Origin of the sequence: Paenibacillus sp. y28, assembly GCF_037137075.1 — a bacterium.
Classification (GTDB): Bacteria; Bacillota; Bacilli; order Paenibacillales; family NBRC-103111; genus JBBBNV01.
Genome location: NZ_JBBBNV010000005.1, coordinates 145,508 through 165,196 on the forward strand (window position 1 = coordinate 145,508; position 19,689 = coordinate 165,196).

Below are 19,689 nucleotides of genomic sequence, written 5' to 3' on the forward strand. Positions count from 1 at the left end.
ACATGAACAACATGATTGCATTGCTTCAAGATCCGAATCTGCAGTGGGTGCTGCTTTCCTGCCTGCTGCTTGGCCTCGGGAGCGGGGTACTGGGCAGCTTCGCTTATTTGCGGAAGCAAAGCCTGATGGGCGATGCGCTGTCCCATGCCGCCCTGCCCGGCGTATGTATCGCCTTCATGCTGACAGGGTCCAAATCGGTCTTTTTGTTCCTCATCGGCGCCGCCGTGTCGGGCCTGATCGCCACCTTCGGCATCGGGTACATTACCCGCCATTCCCGGATCAAGCAGGACAGCGCCCTGGCTATTGTGCTGTCGGTGTTTTTTGGAATCGGCATTGTGCTGCTGACGCGGATTCAGCATAGCGGAAGCGGGAGCCAGAGCGGGCTGGACAAATTTCTGTTCGGGCAGGCGGCCGCACAGGTCAAAAGCGACGTCTGGATTATGGCCTGCATCTCGCTCTTGCTGATACTCGTTTGCGCGTTATTTTACAAGGAGTTCAAGCTGCTCAGCTTTGATCCGGGCTTCGCCCGCGGACTCGGTCTGCCCGTCGCTGTACTGGATCAGTTTATGATGCTTCTTATGGTGGTGTCTGTCGTGGTGGGGATTCAAGCGGTCGGGGTTGTGCTGATGGCTGCATTGCTCATTACACCGGCGGTGTCGGCCCGCTACTGGACGGAGCGGCTGGGGGTCATGGTTATTTTGGCCGGCTTGTTCGGCGCTGTCAGCGGGGTGCTCGGCACGTTCGTCAGCGTCTCGGCGCATAATTTGCCGACAGGCCCGCTTTGCGTGCTGGCGGCTACAGGGCTTTTTCTCATTTCCGTTGTGTTTGCGCCCCGCCGCGGTCTGCTCGGCAAGCTGCTGCTGCGGCTGTCGGTCAGACGGAGCTATCGCTTGAACAATCAGACGGCCCGGGTGGCGGTCAAGGAGGGGGAGCGCGCATGACAGATTTCTGGATCATCCTGACAGGCGCGCTTGTGGCCGGCAGCTGCGGATTGCTTGGCTGCTTCCTCGTTCTCCGCAAAATGGCCATGATTGGCGATGCCATCAGCCATGCCGTCCTGCCCGGCATTGTGATCGCGTTCCTTGTCAGCGGGACACGGGATTCGATTGCCATGCTATTAGGGGCAGCGGTGCTGGGGCTGCTGACGGTGTTTCTGATTCAGCTGTTCCATCAAAGCGGCGTACAGTCCGATGCTTCGATCGGTGTTGTGTTTACCGCCTTATTTTCCATCGGTATCGTGCTGGTCAGCCTGTATACCCGCCAAATCGACTTCGATCTGGACTGCGTGCTGTACGGCGAAATTGCTTACGTCCCGCAAAATACGCTGACTCTATTCGGATCTGAAGCCGGGCCCAAGGCAGTTTGGGCGGTGGGTCTGGCGCTGCTGCTAAGTCTCATCTGCATCGGGCTGTTCTATAAGCAGTTTAAGCTGTGCGCTTTCGATCCGGCTTTGGCGGCGGCGCTGGGCATTCCGGTTGCATTGTTCCACTATTTGCTGATGGGGCTTGTTTCCGTGACCACCGTAGCATCCTTTGAAAGTGTGGGAGCCATTCTCGTTGTCGGCATGCTTGTTGTTCCGGCGGCTACGGCCTACCTGCTCACCGAGCGGTTAAGCAGAATGCTGCTCATTAGCGCCGCAGCCGGTGTGCTGAGCGCTGTCAGCGGATATGTGCTGGCGCTGTGGCTGGATGCTTCGATTGCAGGCTGTATGATTGCGGCAGCGGGGCTGTGGTTTCTGCTCGCCTTCCTGTTTTCGCCAAGCCATGGGGTATTGCAAAAAGCGATACGCCGGCGCAAGGCGGCCGCAATCCAGTAATTCAGCAGCGATAAGCTATACCCCGGATAATGACTCTGGCTGTTTGTGCCAGCGGAGTCCATTGTCCGGGGTGTAGTTGTATTTAGGGGATCTTGCCGGGTTCCGGCGGGAAGAACGCCACGAAGCCGGGCGGGGCAGGGCTGAGCTGCAGGGCTGCGGTGCTGTCCCGGGCTTGCGGTAAAAGAGTGTCATCCGGGACCCTGTTTTTTTTCAAAACCACGGACGTGTGCTATACTTAGGGGATGAAACTACAAGCTGCTCCGTGAGGGATGAAAGCGAATAAGAGAGGGATTAAGGCCAATGTGCGGAATAACGGGACTATACTACTTTACGGGACAAGTGCCTCAGATGGAATTGCTGCAGCGCATGGCCAGCGTCATTGAGCATCGTGGACCGAATGATGTTGGATTTTGGACAGATCCCGGGATTGGGCTTGGCTTTCGACGTCTGTCCATTATCGATTTGAAGGAAGGACACCAGCCGCTCAGCAACGAAGACGACTCGGTATGGATTGTGTTTAACGGCGAAATTTACAACTATAAGGTGCTTCGGGCCGAGCTTGAATCGCGGGGCCACCGCTTTAAAACGCATACGGACACCGAAGTTATCGTACATTTATATGAAGAGTTCGGCGAGGACTGCGTCAAGCAGCTGCGGGGCATGTTCGGATTTGTGATTTGGGACCGGAACCGGCGCAAGCTGTTTGGCGCGCGGGACCATTTCGGAATCAAGCCGTTCTACTACTATTCGGACCCGGAGAAGTTTGTGTTCGGATCGGAAATCAAAAGTATATTGGAAGCGGACGGCGTGCATCGCCAAATCCGTTCCGAAAGCTTGTTTCAATATTTGACGTTCCAGTATGTTCCGGAGCCGGCGACGATGTTCGAGGGTATTCGCAAGCTGCCGCCCGCGCATACGATTACGATCGAAGAGGGCGGACCCGTCCGGCTCCGCAAGTATTGGGACCCTGAGTTTGCGCCGGAGGACCGCCCGATGGGCGAGTATATCGAGGAGCTGCGGGAGCGCTTGAAGGATTCGGTTGTCCATCATATGCAGAGTGATGTTATGCGGGGCTGCTTCTTGTCCAGCGGGATCGACTCAACGGCGATTGCCGCCCACATGCGGGCGATTGAGCCGATTAAGACGTTCTCTGTGGGCTTCGAGGGCCCGAATAACGAAACGCTGATTTCAAGAGAGACCGCGCAGGCGCTCGACACGGACCACTTCGAGAAAATCATTACGGAGCATGATTTCTTTGATGTGCTGCCGAAGGCGGTCTGGCATCAGGATGAGCCGGTGGCGGACCCGTCCGCAATTGCGCTGTATCACGTCTCGGAGCTGGCGCGCCGGCATGTGACCGTGGTGCTGTCCGGGGAAGGCGCGGACGAGCTGTTCGGCGGCTACCGTATCTACAACGAGCCGCTTTCGCTCCAGTCGATCGAGCGGCTGCCGCTGCCGCTGAAGCGCTTGATGCACCGGATGGCGCTGATGCTGCCGGAAGGGATGAGAGGCCGCAGTTATTTGCTGCGGGGCACAACGCCGCTGGAGGAGCGCTTCCTTGGCAACGCCAAAATTTTCAGCGAAGACATGAAGGCGGACGTGCTGCAGACGGATCGCGATTTGCTGAAGCGGTATACGAAGCCGTTCGAGGTCGCTGCACAGTATTATGAGCGGACCCGCCATTTGGACCCGGTTACCCGGATGCAGTATATCGATATGAATTTGTGGCTGCCTGGAGACATTTTGATGAAGGCGGACAAAATGACGATGGCGCATTCGCTGGAGCTGCGTGTTCCGTTCCTGGATAAGGAGCTGTTTGAGCTCGCACGGCGTATTCCGATGCAGCAGCGCATTGCCGAGAATACGACCAAATATGTGTTCCGCAAAGCGATGGAAGGCATTGTGCCGGAATTTATTTTGCACCGTCCGAAGCTCGGATTCCCTGTTCCGGTCCGGGAATGGATGAAAGGCCGGAGAGGCAGCGACATGCTGGAGCAAATTCAGGCGGCCGGTATCGGCGATTATATTCAGCTCTCTGCGGTAGAAGAAATGCTGACGAAGCACCGCAACGGACAAGGCGATTATTCCAGACGGCTGTGGGTGCTTTATATATTCGCTCTTTGGCACGCGTCGTATATGTCTGGGACGAGCGGCAGCGCGGTGAGAGCCGCAGCAGGCCAGTAAAGGACGGGAGATGAAGCATGGCGGATTACAAATTGATTGCGCTGGACATGGATGGCACCCTCCTCAGGGAGGATAAGGAAATTTCCGAATTGAACAAAACGTGGATTCACCGCGCCGAGGCAGCCGGAATGACGGTTATGATGTCCACCGGCCGGGGAATTTTCAGCACAATGCCTTATATCGAGCAGCTTCAGCTGGGCAGTCCGATTATTACATCCAATGGCAGCGAGGTTTGGAAGGCGCCCGGGGCCATTCACCGCCGGGAGCTGCTCCGTGCTGAGGAAGTGCGGGAGCTGCATGCGCTGGCTGTCAAGCACGATACATGGTACTGGGCATACAGTGTGGAGGGGCTGTTTAACCGGGACAATTGGTGTGAGGACGTAGAGAGCCAGGAATGGCTGAAATTCGGTTACTACACAGAAGAGGACGATACGCTTGCCGAGGTCCATGCCGCACTGAAAGCACGGGGCGGACTGGAGCTGACGAACTCCCATCCGAGCAATATCGAGGTGAACCCGCAGGGCGTGAGTAAAGCAAGCGCCGTAGAGGAGGTGTGCCGCCTGCTTGGCATCGGCATGCACCAGGTGGTCGCTATGGGAGACAGTTTGAACGATTTGGCGGTGATTCGTGCCGCCGGTCTTGGAGTGGCGATGGGCAATGCCCAGGATGCGGTCAAGGCGGATGCCGATCTGGTTACCGCCACCAACGAAGAAGATGGCGTGGCTTTGGTGATTCGTGACATTTTGGAAGGAAGGCTGGCATAGCTGTGGATATTGTAGGCTGGATTTTGGTCATCCTTTTATTCGCGATCGGTATGGCGGGCACAGTGTATCCGGTCCTGCCCGGGGCACTGGCGATTTATGCCGCATTTTTCGTGTACGGCTGGTTTTTCAGCTTTGAGAAATTCGGGATCTGGTTCTGGCTTATTCAGACGACGATATTCATCGGCCTTATGGTGGCGGATTATATCGTGAGCGCGCTCGGAGTCAAGAAATTCGGCGGCACCCGGGCATCGGTTATCGGCAGCACGATAGGTATTATTGTGGGACCGTTCGTTATACCTGTCATTGGGCTGCTTGCGGGACCGTTTGTGGGGGCTTTTATCGGCGAAGCGTTGACCGGAGCCGGACTGCGGCAGTCGGCCATGGCGGGTCTTGGCGGACTGGTCGGTTTTTTGGGAAGTGTCGTTGTGAAGGTTATTTTCCAGCTGCTCATGATTATACTGTTTGTTGTCTGGATTCTGGTATAATAGACGGCGTGAGTCCATTTCAATCGTCTGGGGAGATGAAGAGATGCTGAATGTGACCGTATGGAACGAGAATGTGCATGAACGCGAGAACCCGAAATGCGCCGAGATTTACCCCGAAGGCATTCATGGCGCTTTGGCAAACGGCATTCGGAGAGACGGCTGGAGTGTGCGGACAGCGACACTTGATCAGCCGGAGCACGGCCTCAGTGAAGAGGTTCTGAACGGGACGGATGTGCTTGTTTGGTGGGGACACCGCGCCCACGATCATGTGGCGGATTACATTGTGGATCGAGTGCAGCGCCGAGTGCTGGAAGGTATGGGTCTGGTCGTGCTGCATTCCGGGCATTTCTCCAAAATCTTCAAAAGATTGACGGGAACCTCCTGCGATTTGAAATGGCGCGAAGCTGGGGAGAAGGAACGAATTTGGGTCGTCAACCCGGGGCATCCGATTGCCGCCGGGCTTGGGCAATACATCGAGATTCCGCATGAGGAAATGTACGGAGAGCATTTTGACATTCCGGCACCGGATGAGCTCATTTTTGTCAGCTGGTTTGAGGGCGGGGAAGTGTTTCGCAGCGGCTGCACATTTACGCGCGGGCAGGGGAAAATTTTTTACTTCCGCCCCGGTCACGAGACGTATCCGACCTATCATCACCCGGATGTGCTGAAAATTATCGGCAACGGCGTTCAGTGGGCCGGACAGCCCGGCGGCGCAAGACCGGTGTACGGCAATCATCAGCCGCTGGAGCAGCTGCGGGGCGGGCAAGGCTAGTAGTTAAAGGGCACGCGGGGATGGGTTTGCGATTTGCACCATGATACTTTCGTCCGGCTAATAACGGCTTTGTTCGAATTATAGATAAAAATGGAATATTGGATATTCCAAAGCGTAAAGCCGCTGCATGAAGCGGCTTTTCGGTTTTTCAGGCCTGTGGCCGGACTCGCAGCGTTTCCGGTACCGGCTTCTTATTTGAGCTTGCGGCTGGAGGCTTCGCCGAACCGGGATATGTGCTTAGCAGGTTCTCCGGGCAAGGACGATGCTGCCGGCCGTTGCAACTTATAGAACGGGCAGCTTCCCGGAAGAGCGGGCGGCTGCCGGCGTTTACCTCGGGAGGCTTTTTGCTTTGATCAAAAAAGATTCATTACTTAAAGGCACGCTCATTTTGGCATTGGCTGCTTTTACAGCGCGCTTCCTTGGGGTGTTTCAGCGCGTTCCGCTGCAAAACCTGCTGGATGATAGCGGAATGGCTACGTTCAGCATTGCGAATAACATTTATTTGCTTTTGCTGCCGATTGCCACAGCAGGCATTCCCAGCACGGTCAGCAAGCTTATTTCGGAGAAAACCGCGCTCGGCCGGGAGGCCGAGGCGGCACAAATATTCCGGGCGGCCGTCTGGTTTGCCGTGGTATCAGGGCTGGTAATAACTGCGTTCCTGTACCTGTTCGCGCCGTACTATGCGGTGAATATCGCGCATGATGCGGATGCGGTGCCCGCCATACAGATGCTGGCTCCAGCGCTGCTCTTATTCCCGGTGATTGCTATTATGCGGGGGTATTTTCAAGGACGGCAAATGATGATGGCGGGGGGCTTGTCCCAAATTATTGAGCAGATCGCCCGCGTGGTGACGGCGATTGTGCTGGCGTATGTCCTGCTTGCTTGGGGATATGGCCGGGCAACGGCCGTGGCGGGGGCTTCCTTCGGCGGCGTGTTCGGCGCGGTGGGTGCCTTTGTCGTGATGATGTGGTTTTGGCGCAGGCTCAAGCGGACGGAAGTCTCGGCGGCTTCGGCGAATGCAGGGCACATATCCGAACGGGCGGGGAAGGAGACGCTGCCGCGCTACAGGGAAATATACCGCACACTGCTCAGCTTGTCGATTCCGATCAGCCTGATTTCACTGGCGATTCCATTCATTTATTTTATCGATACTTCGATTACGATTCTGCTGCTGAAGGGACAAGCCGGGGAAGCGGCCGCGAAAGATATACTGGGCGTGCTTTCCGGACGGGCACAGTCCATTTCCGGTATACCGCCGGTGCTCGCTATCGCTCTCAGTCAATCGATTGTGCCGATTATATCTGCGGCCTACGCCCGCAAAGAGATTCAGGAGGCGGAGCGGCAGGCATCCCTTGCCCTTCGGCTGGCGTTGCTTAGCGGGCTTCCGCTCATCGTTGCCCTGATTGCTGCTGCGCGTCCCCTTAACGGGCTGTTGTTTTCCGATACGGACGGTACCGGCATGATTATGCTGATGACGGCAAGCTCTTTGTTCCAAATCACGATGCTGGTCTCCGGCTCGATTCTGATGGGAATGGGTCAGGTCCGGAAGCAAATCGGCTATGTGCTGGCCGGGGTTATTCTGAAGCTGGCCCTTAGCTTCCTGCTGGCGCCGTACCTTGGCGTGTACGGCATTATTTGCGCGACAATCGTCTGCTTCCTGCTCATGACCCAATTGAACCTGCGGCTTATTCGCCGGACACTGCCGGTGAGGATTTTGGGCCGCCGCTGGGCCGGCATGCTGGTAACGATTGCCGTTATGCTTGCGGCAGGATTAGGCCTGGACGCGCTGGTCAGCTCCTTTGTACATCCATTTGGCGGCGGCTCAGGGGCTGTCTCCAGGCTCGATTTCGGAGTTCAGGCCATCTTGGTCGGCATGGTGAGCGGGGCATTGTATCCGCTGCTGCTGGCGGCTACCCGTGTTATCGGCAAGGAGGATATAGCCAGCTTCCCTGCGCCGCTGCGCAGGCTGATTCAGCGGGCAGCCAAGCTGCTCGGACGCGGCGGCGCGGGCAGCCGGGGATAACGGTCGCTTGCAGCCCTGCAGCCTGATGCCGGGGAGGAACGCGCTTCGGCCGACCGCCACTCAGTGCCGCAACACGCGATCGGTTCTCGCGCGTTGGAAGCCGGCTACAGCAGCTTTTTACCGATGACGGCCAGCTCAATGGCCTGCAGGCTATAGCAGTATTCACTGGTCATTTCATACGAGTCCGGCAACTCCGGTGAATTCAAATATGCGAATGCGGAAAGGTCGCTGCACCAGTCGAAGCGCTCGACAGGTGGCAGCGGCCTATTCGGCCATGCGGCGGTCAGCTCCGGGCTATACAGCGGCGCAGCACCGGGGCGGAGTCGGCAGCTACCGAGGAGCCGCTCATCCCGGTATTCACCGGCATCGGCATCAGGATCGGCCTTGGACGGTGAGGCCGTGGTTGCACCCGAACGGACGGATCCACTTCTTTTCATGTTGCCCGCAGCTCCCCGCGCGCTATTCGGCGCGGCAAGACGGTGGCTGACCACAGCCGTATCCGCTTTGCCGGCGGCCGGCTCTGATCGCACAGAGGAGCGCAGGTCTGGCCTGCTGGCAGATGGGCTGCGGTAAACCCCGGGCTGAGACACGTCGCCCGTACTGCGGGTGCTTCCGCTGCGGGTGAACAGCTGCGGCCAAACATCGGCTCTGGAGCCTGTATGGGGCTGTGCCGCAGCGAAGCGCTGAACACCCTGAAGCACCTGCGGAAGACCGAACAACATCGCATACAAGGCTTTTCCGATTTCAATCCGTTCCTTCAGGCTTTCAAACCTGTCTACTACAATCCCGGCCAGCCGGGGCAGCGTGCTTTGCCGACATTCGTAGGGGAATACGACTTGATTCAACTGCAGGAGGCTTTGGGTTTGAAAAAACCACGCGTCAAGCACGTCCCGCCTGACCTCGGGCTGCTGTATCACCCGCTGTTCAATATAATGCTGCTCATTAATAATGAGGCTTACCGTTACCAAAGGGCTGCAGCCGGTAATCCAGAACCGATCCCATACCGGTTCCATAAACCGGGAGACGTGAAACTGCGGCAGCAAATGAAACAGGCTCCGCCCTGTTCTCCGGCTTTCGGCATATAGCAGCAATTGGGGATAAGCGTCCTGAAAAATGAGGGCGTTCGCCTTTTCCAGCATAGCGAATAATGCTTCGGTATCAGCCGCAGTAAGCAGTCTGGGCAGCAGCTCCCCTTTCAAATCGGTCATGTTCCAGCCGCTGTTGCGGGACACCGTATGCGCCAGCAGAGCCCAGTGCAGCTCAGGATGCCGCTTGTATACGTCATAATAAGCTGCCGTGCGGGTGACATTGTTCAGATTGGCTTGTGCGGTTGCACGGCGAATCTGTGCAATGACCTGATGATCCTCTGCCCGGATCGGCCGATCGGCAGCAGGCTGACCGGCTCCATAAGACGCCTGAATTGATTGCAGCCTGCGCCGCAGCCTGTTCAGCTCATGACGCGGAATGGTGAGTGGTACAGCAGGAACACCGTGCAGCCACTGGCCTGCCTTTTGCATGGCAGTCATGAACAATTGGCCCGGCAAATGAAGCAGCTTATGCCAAAGCTCGGCCCGGAGCTTGGCTTTTTCAGACGAATTCCCATTCGCGCTCATCTCGCAGTCGCTCCTTCTTCATTAACTGGGAATGCGGGGTACGCGGCTATAAGGAGGCCGGCGATTATACCGGCCGCAGCCGGTTTTGCCGCGCTTTTAGTGTATGCTGCTGGAAGCCGGACCAAGAAGTTAATTTCTAGTAAAAAAAGTGCATCTTTTTGCCGGTTCGAACGTATATAAGTTGTGGTGCATGTCCATGGGAGGACAACGAAAACCGGAGAGGAGACCAAAACATTGAAGAGTAAGCATTGGAAGTTTCGCATTATGGCCGCTTTTTTGGTGCTAGCGATTGTACTGACAGGATGTCAGCCCGTCGGAGGGCTGGATTTAAACAAAGCATTTCTTAACGGACTAGATGTTCAATCGATGGAAGGCCGTACGGAGGTATCGCTGCATTTTGATGTTGATTCAGCTACGATGACGGATGAACAGAAGACGCTGCTTGCCCTGGTAAAGGACATGAAGTTCAGCCTTGACTCCGTTAAGATGCAGGATCAACAGACGATGTCGCTGAAAGGAACCTTTACTTACGGTCGAGGCAGCATTCCGTTCCAGATGTATCTGGCAGATAACAAATACTACATTCAAGTCGAGGGCTTGAGCAAGACGCTTGTGTATGACCCGATTGCGGCTATCGCTTCGACTTCAGGCGAAACCGAGGCGGACGTCCTGGCGCGGATTGAAGCGGTTCAGGAGTCGACCCAGGAGCAAATTCAAGTATTAACCCGCAAAATCGCCGGGTATGCGATAACCAATCTGCCTAACCCGATGGATGTGAAGCTGGAGCAAGTGCAGCGTACAATTAACAATGAACAGCTGTCCTTAAGCAAAGTATCGGCGAGCGTATCGGGCGAAGAAATGCCGAAGCTGTTCGTAGGCTTCCTGAAAAATGTGCTGGCGGACGAGCAGGGGCTTAACCAGTTCCTGGACGAGCTGATTGATTTTGTTCTTCTCATTCAGGAAAATATCGAGAGCACAATGACTGCGGAAGAGAAAGAGCAGCTGTCCAGCCAAGGGCCGCTCGGTATGCTGAAGGAAGATCGTGAAACGGCTGCCATGCTGCTTCGTACGATGGTACGCGGTGCGCTGCAGGAGATGGTAAATAATGCAAGCGAGCTGGACGCAAGCCAATTGACTTTCCTGAAAGCCATGAACGTGAAAGCATCGATTTATTATGACAGCAATTTGTTGGAACGTGCATCTGAGTATGAAATGACAATCACTCCGCCTGAAGGTATTGAAACGGGCGGTCTGAAAACCTTTCGGATTGCAATCAATAATGAAGTATGGAACATGAACAAGCCTGTGCAGGCTGACGTTATTGATTCGTCTCGCGGTCAGCTTGTGATGTCATCGGATTTGTCTGCACGTGAAGTGCTTGGCCAATTCGATCCGAGCTCGGTGGCGTACAAGCTGTTGAAGGAAGATTTGAAGGTCAACCGCCAGATGGTCGTGCTGTTTATGAACGATGAGTATTCGGATGGAACGACAAAACCGTACATTGTGGAGGGGAACACATATGTACCTGCTCGTTTCGTATCGGAGCAGCTCAAAGCTGAGGTCACATGGAATGACGAAGCGAAGCAGGCGACCATTTCCGATAAGTTCCTCGGTATTGACATGATACTCACAATCGGCAGCAAGACGGCCCTTGTCAACGGCAAGGCGGTTGAGATGGAGGCGGAAGCCCAAATCAAAGAAGGCACAACCTTTGTACCGGTGCGTTTTATTGCCGAACAGCTGGGCGGCACGGTTGATTGGGACGGCGATCTGGGAATGATCACCATTGTCCGCGAATAGACATCTATCCGTCATGCCTCGTCCCTTCGATTGACAGAAGAAGCGGGGCGTGCTATAACAGGGACATCATCGACTGGTAATCAAGCCGTCGAGATGGACCCTGTTTTGCTATTGTACAGAAAGGTGTGGTGGAGATGAAACCAGTTACGACTGAGCAGCAATTCCGGGAGGCAATCGCATCGGATAAACCGACGGTAGCTGTATTCAAAACGACATGGTGCAAGGACTGTCATTTTATTGACCCTTTCATGCCGGAAGTAGAGCAGCATTACGCCGATAAGCTGAATTTTATCGTCATTGACCGTGATGAGCTGCCGGATCTGTGCAGTGAGTACAATATTCTTGGCATTCCTAGCTTCATCGGTTTCCGCAGCGGCAATGAATTGTCCCGGTTTGTGAACAAGCTGCGCAAAACGCGTGAGGAGATTGAGCAGTTTTTGGATCAGGTCGTTGAGGCGGCGGCAAACGCGTAATAAGCGAGCTGTCCGATATCGAATCGCCTGTATCGGGTTGAGTACACGAAGGGCCCCGCATACCAGCGGAGCCCTTTTGCTTTATTTTAGTATTAAGCGCCTGGTTATTCATGTGCGGCTCTCAGTCATACGATGCTTTCAGCTATTGGACGGCCAGACCTATTTTCCGGTGAGCAGTCCTTTTCTTCGCACAGATTTCAGCGCACGGTATGGCGCCGCATGTTCGTAGTCAATCTATTCATGAATTGAAAGAGCAATTTGAATTTGTACGATGATAGCTTCTTTTTAAATGTGCAGCGGATAAGGATGATTTTTGGAAAAGACGGTCAAGCTGTTACTATACTTTTCACATTTCGGGCCGTACTGTAAGGGTTTCGGAGCTTTGTAACATTTCCGCATGGATAAGCCTGACAAATATCGCTATAATGAAACTGGGCAACAGACAACTTTCGCGCATTATACAAATCGAGGTGGTAGCATCATGCGCAGCCGGTTAAAATGGCTTGCCCTGCTGTCGTCAGTAGGGATGTTTTTGGTACTTTTGATGGGAGCACTCGTAACCAAGACAGAATCTGGGCGAGGCTGCGGCGACGATTGGCCGCTCTGCAACGGCCGGTTTGTTCCGGCTTATACGATAGAATCGCTGATTGAATACAGCCACCGGTTTGTGACCGGTATTGAAGGGCTGATCGTGCTCGCCGTGTTTATCGGCGTCTGGGCTTATGTACGCGACCGCTGGGATGCCCGGGTGCATTCGGCCGGTGCATTGTTTTTTACTATTGTTCAGGCGATACTCGGCGCTATGGCGGTGGTTTGGCCGCAATCGCCTCCGGTGCTTGCGCTTCATTTCGGAGTGTCCTTGATGGCCGTCGCCAGCACCTTTCTGCTCGTTCTGGCCTTATGGAACTGGCAAGGGGTGAAGGGAGAACGGCCGGGACTTGGCATTTCCTACCGTCCGCTTCCCGGCGAAGCCCGAATCAGCTCAGGCCAGAAATGGCTTGTATGGGTTGTAACGATATACTGCTACTGTGTGGTGTATCTGGGCGCTTATGTACGCCATACAGACTCTTCGGGCGGCTGCTCGGGCTGGCCGCTGTGTAACGGCGAGGTTATTCCCGAGCTGAGCGGCGCCAGTGGTGTTGCATTTCTTCACAGGCTGGGAGCGCTGCTTTTAATCGTACTGCTTATTGTGCTGTTTTACCGCTTAAACGGCACGCATGCCGGTATTAGCCGTATCTCGGTTTGGGGTGTGCTGCTGGGCGTGCTGCAAATCTTGAGCGGAGGTCTGCTAGTACTGTCATTCGGGACAGACTGGTATATTTTTACCAGTATGCTCCATTCGCTGCTGGTAACCATTTTATTTTGTATACTGGTGTACTTGTGCTTGGCCGTATACGGATTACGGAAGGGAGAGGACCGATGAGTTTCGGCAATTTGCGTGATTTTATCGAAGTGCTAAAGAAGGAGAACGACCTGAAGATTATTACGGCTCCGGTCGATCCTTATTTGGAGCTGGCTGAAATTCACCGGCGTGTCATTGACGAGCAGGGCCCCGCGCTGCTGTTTACCAACGTAAAAGGGAGCCCATTCCCGGTGGTGACGAATTTGTTTGGCACGAGCCGCCGGGTGGATTTGGCGTTCGGTCCGCGGCCGGAGCAATTAATGAAACGAATTATCGGGGCCAAAGACACCCTGATGCCGCCTTCGCTCAAGTCATTGTGGAGAGAGCGCGGCTTGCTCGGTTCCTTGAGCAAGGTCGGCTTGAAGCAGGTTCCGGCGTCCCAGGCACCGATAACCGGCGTATCGGTGACGGACAATCCGTTGTCCAGGCTTCCGGCTCTGACATGCTGGCAGGAGGACGGAGGACCGTTCATTACGCTGCCGCTAGTTTATACGGAGCACCCGGTGAACGGCCAAGGCGAACACAACCTTGGCATGTACCGGATGCAAGTTTTTGACGGTCAAACTACCGGCATGCACTGGCAAATTCAGAAAGGCGGCGGCTTCCATCACCATGAGGCGGAGCTGCGCAATCAAGCTCTGCCGACGACGGTTTTTCTCGGCGGTCCGCCTGCGCTCATAGCCTCGGCGATTGCTCCGGTGCCGGAGCATCTGCCTGAGCTGCTGCTGACATCGCTTATTATCGGCGGCAAGCTGCCTGTTACGGCGGACCCGCATGGCGGGCACCGGCTTGTGGCTGAGGCCGAATTCGCCATTTGCGGCGAGGTGCTTCCGAATGTACGCCGTCCGGAAGGCCCGTTCGGGGATCATTTCGGCTATTATTCTTTAATGCATGATTTCCCTGTCTTCCAGGTGAAGCGGATGTGGCACCGCAAGGATGCCATTTATCCGGCGACTATTGTTGGCAAACCGAGACAGGAAGACTATTATTTGGGCGAGTTCCTGCAACGGCTCTTATCTCCGGCTTTCCCGATGGTAATGCCAGGGGTTAAGGAGCTGTGGACCTATGCGGAAAGCGGCTTCCATTCCCTGGCTGCAGCGATTGTCCGCGAAAGCTACTCCCGTGAGGCACTGAGCACGGCATTCCGTATTCTCGGAGAGGGCCAGCTCCGGCTGACCAAATTCCTGATGCTGACGGATCAGCCGGTGGAAATGGAGAACTTCGCCAAGCTGCTGCCGCTGGTGCTGGAGCGCTTTAATCCGCAGCAGGATTTGTTGATTATCGGGCAAACCTCTCACGATACCTTGGATTATACAGGACATAAGTTAAATCACGGCAGTAAAGCGATTATGATGGGTGTCGGGGAACCCGTCCGCCGTTTGCAGCATGTATACACCGGAGGACCGATCCCGGAGGTGCAGGACGCGGCTGTATTTTGTCCCGGCTGCCTTGTCGTTTCGGGAGCGGCTTATGAGAAGGATCCGCAGCTTGCAGAACGGATCGCGGCAAGCTGCGGAGCGCAGCTCAGCGAGTGGCCTCTTGTCATTGTGGCGGACGATGCGCAAATCGCAGGCGATCATACCCAGTTTCTGTGGACGGTCTTTACGAGGTTTAATCCGGCTTCAGACATGTTCGCGGCCAGCCGGGTGCGCCAGCATCATGTCAGCTATGAGCTTCCGATTGTTATTGACGCCCGGATGAAGCCCGGCTACCCGGACGAGCTGTTCCCGCGGGAGGATATTGTTCAGCTTGTTTCCGAACGCTGGAAACAATATTTTGCCTAGAAAGCAGCGCTTCTTCAGGAACTGCCGGCCGGCCGCAGCCTGTATTGCAGCGGTCAGGAGGGAAAGGGGTTTATAACAGCATGAGTCAACCGGGACACCCTTCCGCGCTGCTGCCTCATCTCAGCTTTGTGGCTGTTTATGTGCTGTGGGGCATGAATATGTCCTCGCTGAAATTCGGAGCGGCCGCCTGGCAGGACCCGGTTCTGTTTAACGGATACCGCTACTTGAGTATAATCCCACTTCTGTGGGCTTATACTTATTGGTATTATCGCAAGCATTCGCTTACCTGGATCATGCCGCCGCGCCATGTGCTGTGGATGAGCCTGATGGGGATTTTGTCCGCAGTCGGTATGGAGGTTGTGCTTACCTACGCGCTCCAGTATTCTAACACGGCGAACGGAGCTGTACTTGGACGGGGCTTTATGCCGATAATTACAGCCCTTCTGGCGCTTTGTATGCGAGAGCTTCGGCTGACCTGGCGAATTCTAGCCGGCATTCCGCTGGCACTGGCCAGTGTTGTCTTAATTGTGGGTGGAGGCGAACACGGCTTTCATATTTCCGCAGAAACCCTTCGCGGCGATTTGCTTCTGCTGCTTCGAAGCCTGTTCGGCGCAATTTATTTAATCGGCGTAGGGAAAATGATGAACCGTTATCCGCTGCCCCTGCTCGTTTCCGTAGAAATGACAGCCGGCGCCATTGTCCTGCTTCCATACGTATTGTGGCAAACCGATTTGTCTGCTCTTGCGGCCTTGCCGCAGTCCGGCTGGATAAGTCTGGCGTACACGTCTGTCGCGGCAACTGCGCTCGGGTTTACTCTTCACAACTGGAGTCTGGGCAAGCTGGGGCCCTTTAAATCGTCTGTATACGGGTATCTGCTTCCGGTTACGGCCGCTATCAGCGGTTATATTCTGCTTGGAGAGCAAATCGGCTGGAATCAGATAGTCGGCGGGGCGGGCGTTCTGCTGGCGATGTACCTCGTGCAGCAGGATCGGATGCAGCTGCTGAAGCAAGCGCGAACCACAGCTCAAATCAGGAGGGATGCTGATGCTTAGATCGTTGTTTGGCGAACCGCCGCGGAAGGATGAGGGACTGCTGCTGGAGGCGATGCAGTCGATAAAGCAGTATGACAAACGGCTGCAGAAGCTTATGGAAAAAGATCCGAAGCGCTGCCACCGCTACACCTATTTCTCCCTATGGGCACTCAGTCTGATTGGCTCATTGAACGAATTGGAGCAAAGTGTTTATGCTGCGGAGGGCTACAGCCAGAAGATAACGACTACCTATGTAGAAGGGATGTCCCCGGAAGAGCTTAGCGGCTATCAGCGGTACAATTATTATTATAAAAATGCATTTATCCGTTTATTTTCAGTATTGGACAAGCTGGGCTATTTCACCGATGAGCTGCTGGAACTGAATACGCGGAAGGTGAAGGAGCGCTACTCGTATTATACCGTTCTCCGTCAGCTGCATCACCGCAGATCGGACCCGGACCTGGATCGCCAGTTGTTTGACATCAAGACGAAATATAAGGATACGATGGCTCGGCTGCGTAAGCAGCGCAACATGGAAGTCCACTTGTTTAATGCTGAGATGCTGGATGACCTCGCCCGGGCGAATTTGTGCCGGGGAGATCGCACGTATGTAGAGCGTCTGGATGAAAATATGCGCGATTTGCAAGAAGGGCTCGACATGGTTTGCTTGAGTCTGCATACCGTATTTACGTATGTCGTTCGCAAAGGTAAAATGATTGTATAACCGTTGTACATAACATACGCAGCAAAATACAAATACGAATGCAGGATTCAGCAAAGAGTGGGGGGAGACCGTTCATGGAACAGGCTCGACGTGTCGCGCTCATCACCGGCAGCGCCAAGGGCTTAGGTAAAATGACGGCGCTTTCGCTTGCTGCCCTAGGCTTTGATACGGTGCTGACTTACGTGAACAGCCGGGCAGAAGCGTTCCGATTGGCCGAAACGATTCAGGCGGCCGGAGTCCGTTGTATGGCGATTCGCGCCGACATTGCCGATTCTTCACAGATTGAGCAGCTGATGGCGGAGGTCGAGCGGGAATTCGGAGGCGTTGATATTCTCGTCAATAATGCAGGGCCGTTCATTCGCGAACGGAGGCTGTTTGCGGAATATTCTTTAGCCGAGATTGACTATTTGATGCGGGGTAACCTGCTTGGCGTCATGGAGCTGGATTACCGTGTTCTTCCTTACATGCGCAGCCGCGGCTGGGGAAGAATTATCCACTTTGGCTTCGGACATGCGGCGGAGGCAAGGGCATGGCCCCACAGGGCTGTATATGCGGCAGCCAAGGTGGGGCTGGTCTCTTTTACCAAAACGCTCGCGGTGGAGGAAGCCCCGTTCGGCGTCACGGTCAATATGATTTGCCCGGGTGATATTCGTGGCGAGAATAAGGAGAAGGGGATCGTCGACGTCCGTCATTTGGAAGACGGGGAGTCCCCGCGCGGACGCCCGGGATCGGGAGAGGACGTGTCGCGTGTGATTTCTTTTCTATGCCAGGATCATTCGGATTTCATCACAGGCAATATTATGGATATCAGCGGAGGACTGGACCCGATTCGGCCGCTTTCTTTCTCGGCTGTACGCGGCGGAGCCGCAAAGCACTGAGGGAGAAATCCTCAGCCAGTGAGCGACCGATGAACTGCTGCAAAAGCATTAGAGTCAAAAACTAAAGCCCTGCTTGCCGGACAAATGGTCCAGGCCAGCAGGGCTTTGGTCAATGGAATGAAAGTAAACGGTCAACGCCGAGATTTATATCGGTACAATTAAAATACTTGAACTACCTCGGTGATGCCTTCAACCTCTTCAACAAGCGCACGCTCAATACCGGCTTTCAGCGTAATGGTAGAGCTCGGGCAGCTGCCGCATGCCCCCATCAGACGAAGCTTAACGATACCGTCTTCAACATCAACAAGCTCGACGTCGCCGCCATCGCGCTGCAGGAAGGGACGGAGCTTATCCAAGACCTCAAGCACTTCATCATAAACGGATGTTTGTGTATTTTCACTCATTTGCGTCATCTCCTTTCTTTATATTATTATATTACAAGTACTTTCAAAATAAAATGGCACAGATGGGGAATAACAATGCGTCCAATTATAGAATTTTGCTCCAATAACATGCATCACGGCACAGACGGGCTAATGGCCAAGCTGGAAGGCCGGATGGAGCTTGACGTCATCGAATACGGCTGTCTCGGCAATTGCGGCATATGCTACATGAAGCCGTTCGCTTTATTTAACGGGCAAATTGTGGAAGCGGACACCGTTCAAGAGCTGGAGCAGCGTCTGGAAGCGATGATTGCCGAAAGCGAGGACGTTTTTGCTGATTTTGATATTCCCGGTGAATAAGTGAAGCCAAGCAGCGGGTGCCGTGCCCGCCGCTATTGGAAGCTAACCGAAGTGATGCTTGGACATCCAGAGCACGCCGCTTTTCAGAACACGAGGCACTTTGCCGATTAGGGTTGTCTTATTGCCCATGAGGCCGAAGCCGCACTTTTTCCCGAGCGAACCGAGTACGCCCTTCAATTTAATAGGCTTTAGCACGGGAGTTCGGTTTTCCCATTCTGCTTCCAATACCTCGGCTACATGTCTGGCCATTACCTCGGCAAGCTGAGCGCTGGGAGAGTATGGCATACTGGCGCAATCTCCGATGACGAATAGTTCCGGGTGCTCCGGAATTTGATGATATTCCCCCAGAAGCACACGACCTTGCGGGTCCTTGCCTACCGGCAGCGCGCCGACGAGCGGGCTCGGCTGAATGCCAGCGGTCCAGACGGTCAAGTCCGTCGCCAATTCGACATCCCGGTTGTAGATGGCTCCGGACTCCAGCTTCGAAATTGCGCAATGCCCAAGCATCTCGACCTCATGCTCCAAAAACCAGGTGCGCACATAGGAGCGCAGCCTCTCCGGAAACGGAGACAGGATGCTGTCTCCCCGATCCAGAATGCGAATGTTCAAATCAGGACGGCTTTCCCGCAGCTCGGAGGCAATCTCCACCCCGCTTAAACCTCCCCCGACAACGGAAACTTGTGCATAAGGCTTAAGCTCATTCAGCGCGATATAAGCTTGACGGGAGGAGGACAGCGTTTGGATGCTGTGGGAAAATTCTGAAGCCCCTTCGACTCCGTGATACTTGTCAACACAACCAAGCGCGATAATGAGCCGGTCGTAAGGAACCGGGTCGTGATTGCTTATCTCCACTTGTTTGGTCTCCAAATGGATACAGGTAATTTCGCCATAAATAATATCAAGCCGCGGGTCCTGCGGAAATGCGACGCGAATATGCGATTCCGGGATGGTTCCGGCAGCCAAAGCGTAATATTCGGTCTTGAGCCCCTGATACGCCATCCGGTCAATGAGGACGATGCGGGTATCCTTCGGAATTTTTTTCTCCAGCAGCTCGTGTACAAGTGTCAAGCCTCCGTAGCCGCCGCCTAAAATAACAATTGACTTCATAAGCAGTACCCTTTCTCTCCGGTTTCATGCTCTCTAAGAAGCTGACTTATTCGATATCTTTTATTATGTCCCGAACCGGACGGGTTGCCG

Annotated in this window: 18 protein-coding genes; 15 read left to right on the forward strand and 3 right to left on the reverse strand. The window is 54.7% G+C overall.

The window, feature by feature from the left end:
* Positions 1-2: 2 nt before the first annotated feature.
* The 7 genes from WBG83_RS07030 (at position 3) to WBG83_RS07060 (ending at position 8,044) form a co-directional block, all read left to right on the forward strand.
* Entirely contained in the window at positions 3-941 is a 939-nt protein-coding gene (locus WBG83_RS07030) for a metal ABC transporter permease (RefSeq protein ID WP_336743903.1), read from the forward strand.
* Positions 938-1,816 (forward strand): metal ABC transporter permease, encoded by an 879-nt coding sequence (locus WBG83_RS07035; protein WP_336743905.1) that lies wholly within the window; start codon positions 938-940, stop codon positions 1,814-1,816. Before WBG83_RS07030 ends, WBG83_RS07035 begins: the two co-directional genes overlap by 4 nt.
* A 300-nt stretch (positions 1,817-2,116) precedes the next feature.
* Positions 2,117-4,000 carry an asparagine synthase (glutamine-hydrolyzing) gene (gene asnB, locus WBG83_RS07040; protein ID WP_336743907.1) on the forward strand — a complete coding sequence of 628 codons (1,884 nt, stop codon included), beginning with the start codon at positions 2,117-2,119 and terminating at the stop codon, positions 3,998-4,000.
* A 17-nt stretch (positions 4,001-4,017) separates the two neighbouring features.
* Positions 4,018-4,764: a Cof-type HAD-IIB family hydrolase gene (locus tag WBG83_RS07045; protein ID WP_336743909.1), complete on the forward strand. Its 747-nt coding sequence runs from the start codon at positions 4,018-4,020 to the stop codon at positions 4,762-4,764.
* A 2-nt stretch (positions 4,765-4,766) separates the two neighbouring features.
* Entirely contained in the window at positions 4,767-5,249 is a 483-nt protein-coding gene (locus WBG83_RS07050; RefSeq protein ID WP_336743911.1) for a DUF456 domain-containing protein, read from the forward strand.
* Between the two features lie 43 nt (positions 5,250-5,292).
* A complete protein-coding gene (locus tag WBG83_RS07055; RefSeq protein ID WP_336743913.1) occupies positions 5,293-6,021 on the forward strand; it encodes a ThuA domain-containing protein in 729 nt (242 codons plus the stop codon).
* 349 nt (positions 6,022-6,370) lie between these two features.
* Positions 6,371-8,044, forward strand: a complete 1,674-nt coding sequence (locus WBG83_RS07060) for a putative polysaccharide biosynthesis protein (RefSeq protein WP_336743915.1) — start codon at positions 6,371-6,373, stop codon at positions 8,042-8,044.
* Between the two features lie 104 nt (positions 8,045-8,148).
* On the opposite strand, the gene WBG83_RS07065 is transcribed toward WBG83_RS07060, so the two are convergent.
* Positions 8,149-9,657 carry a DUF2515 family protein gene (locus tag WBG83_RS07065; RefSeq protein ID WP_336743917.1) on the reverse strand — a complete coding sequence of 503 codons (1,509 nt, stop codon included), beginning with the start codon at positions 9,655-9,657 and terminating at the stop codon, positions 8,149-8,151.
* Between the two features lie 234 nt (positions 9,658-9,891).
* Here WBG83_RS07065 and WBG83_RS07070 point away from each other — a divergent pair, with 234 nt between their 5' ends.
* From WBG83_RS07070 to WBG83_RS07100, 7 genes are all read left to right on the forward strand, one after another.
* Entirely contained in the window at positions 9,892-11,457 is a 1,566-nt protein-coding gene (locus WBG83_RS07070) for a copper amine oxidase N-terminal domain-containing protein (RefSeq protein ID WP_336743919.1), read from the forward strand.
* 134 nt (positions 11,458-11,591) lie between these two features.
* Positions 11,592-11,930, forward strand: a complete 339-nt coding sequence (locus WBG83_RS07075; RefSeq protein WP_336743921.1) for a thioredoxin family protein — start codon at positions 11,592-11,594, stop codon at positions 11,928-11,930.
* 481 nt (positions 11,931-12,411) lie between these two features.
* Complete coding sequence (locus WBG83_RS07080; protein ID WP_336743923.1) at positions 12,412-13,353, forward strand: COX15/CtaA family protein; 942 nt, start codon at positions 12,412-12,414, stop codon at positions 13,351-13,353.
* Positions 13,350-15,116, forward strand: a complete 1,767-nt coding sequence (locus tag WBG83_RS07085) for a UbiD family decarboxylase (protein WP_336743924.1) — start codon at positions 13,350-13,352, stop codon at positions 15,114-15,116. The genes WBG83_RS07080 and WBG83_RS07085 overlap by 4 nt, the downstream gene beginning before the upstream one ends.
* An 80-nt stretch (positions 15,117-15,196) precedes the next feature.
* Positions 15,197-16,168, forward strand: coding sequence for a DMT family transporter (locus tag WBG83_RS07090; RefSeq protein WP_336743925.1), 972 nt, complete (start codon positions 15,197-15,199; stop codon positions 16,166-16,168).
* Complete coding sequence (locus WBG83_RS07095) at positions 16,161-16,871, forward strand: Cthe_2314 family HEPN domain-containing protein (protein ID WP_336743927.1); 711 nt, start codon at positions 16,161-16,163, stop codon at positions 16,869-16,871. The genes WBG83_RS07090 and WBG83_RS07095 overlap by 8 nt, the downstream gene beginning before the upstream one ends.
* 74 nt (positions 16,872-16,945) lie before the next feature.
* Positions 16,946-17,749, forward strand: a complete 804-nt coding sequence (locus WBG83_RS07100) for an SDR family oxidoreductase (RefSeq protein ID WP_336743929.1) — start codon at positions 16,946-16,948, stop codon at positions 17,747-17,749.
* Between the two features lie 158 nt (positions 17,750-17,907).
* On the opposite strand, the gene WBG83_RS07105 is transcribed toward WBG83_RS07100, so the two are convergent.
* Entirely contained in the window at positions 17,908-18,153 is a 246-nt protein-coding gene (locus WBG83_RS07105) for a NifU family protein (RefSeq protein ID WP_336743931.1), read from the reverse strand.
* 75 nt (positions 18,154-18,228) lie between these two features.
* Here WBG83_RS07105 and WBG83_RS07110 point away from each other — a divergent pair, with 75 nt between their 5' ends.
* The gene (locus WBG83_RS07110; protein WP_336743933.1) at positions 18,229-18,492 is read left to right on the forward strand and encodes a YuzB family protein; all 264 of its coding nucleotides are present in this window, start codon (positions 18,229-18,231) and stop codon (positions 18,490-18,492) included.
* A gap of 42 nt (positions 18,493-18,534) precedes the next feature.
* Here the strand turns inward: WBG83_RS07110 and WBG83_RS07115 are convergent, their stop codons facing one another.
* A complete protein-coding gene (locus WBG83_RS07115; RefSeq protein ID WP_336743935.1) occupies positions 18,535-19,599 on the reverse strand; it encodes an NAD(P)/FAD-dependent oxidoreductase in 1,065 nt (354 codons plus the stop codon).
* Positions 19,600-19,689 lie beyond the last annotated feature (90 nt).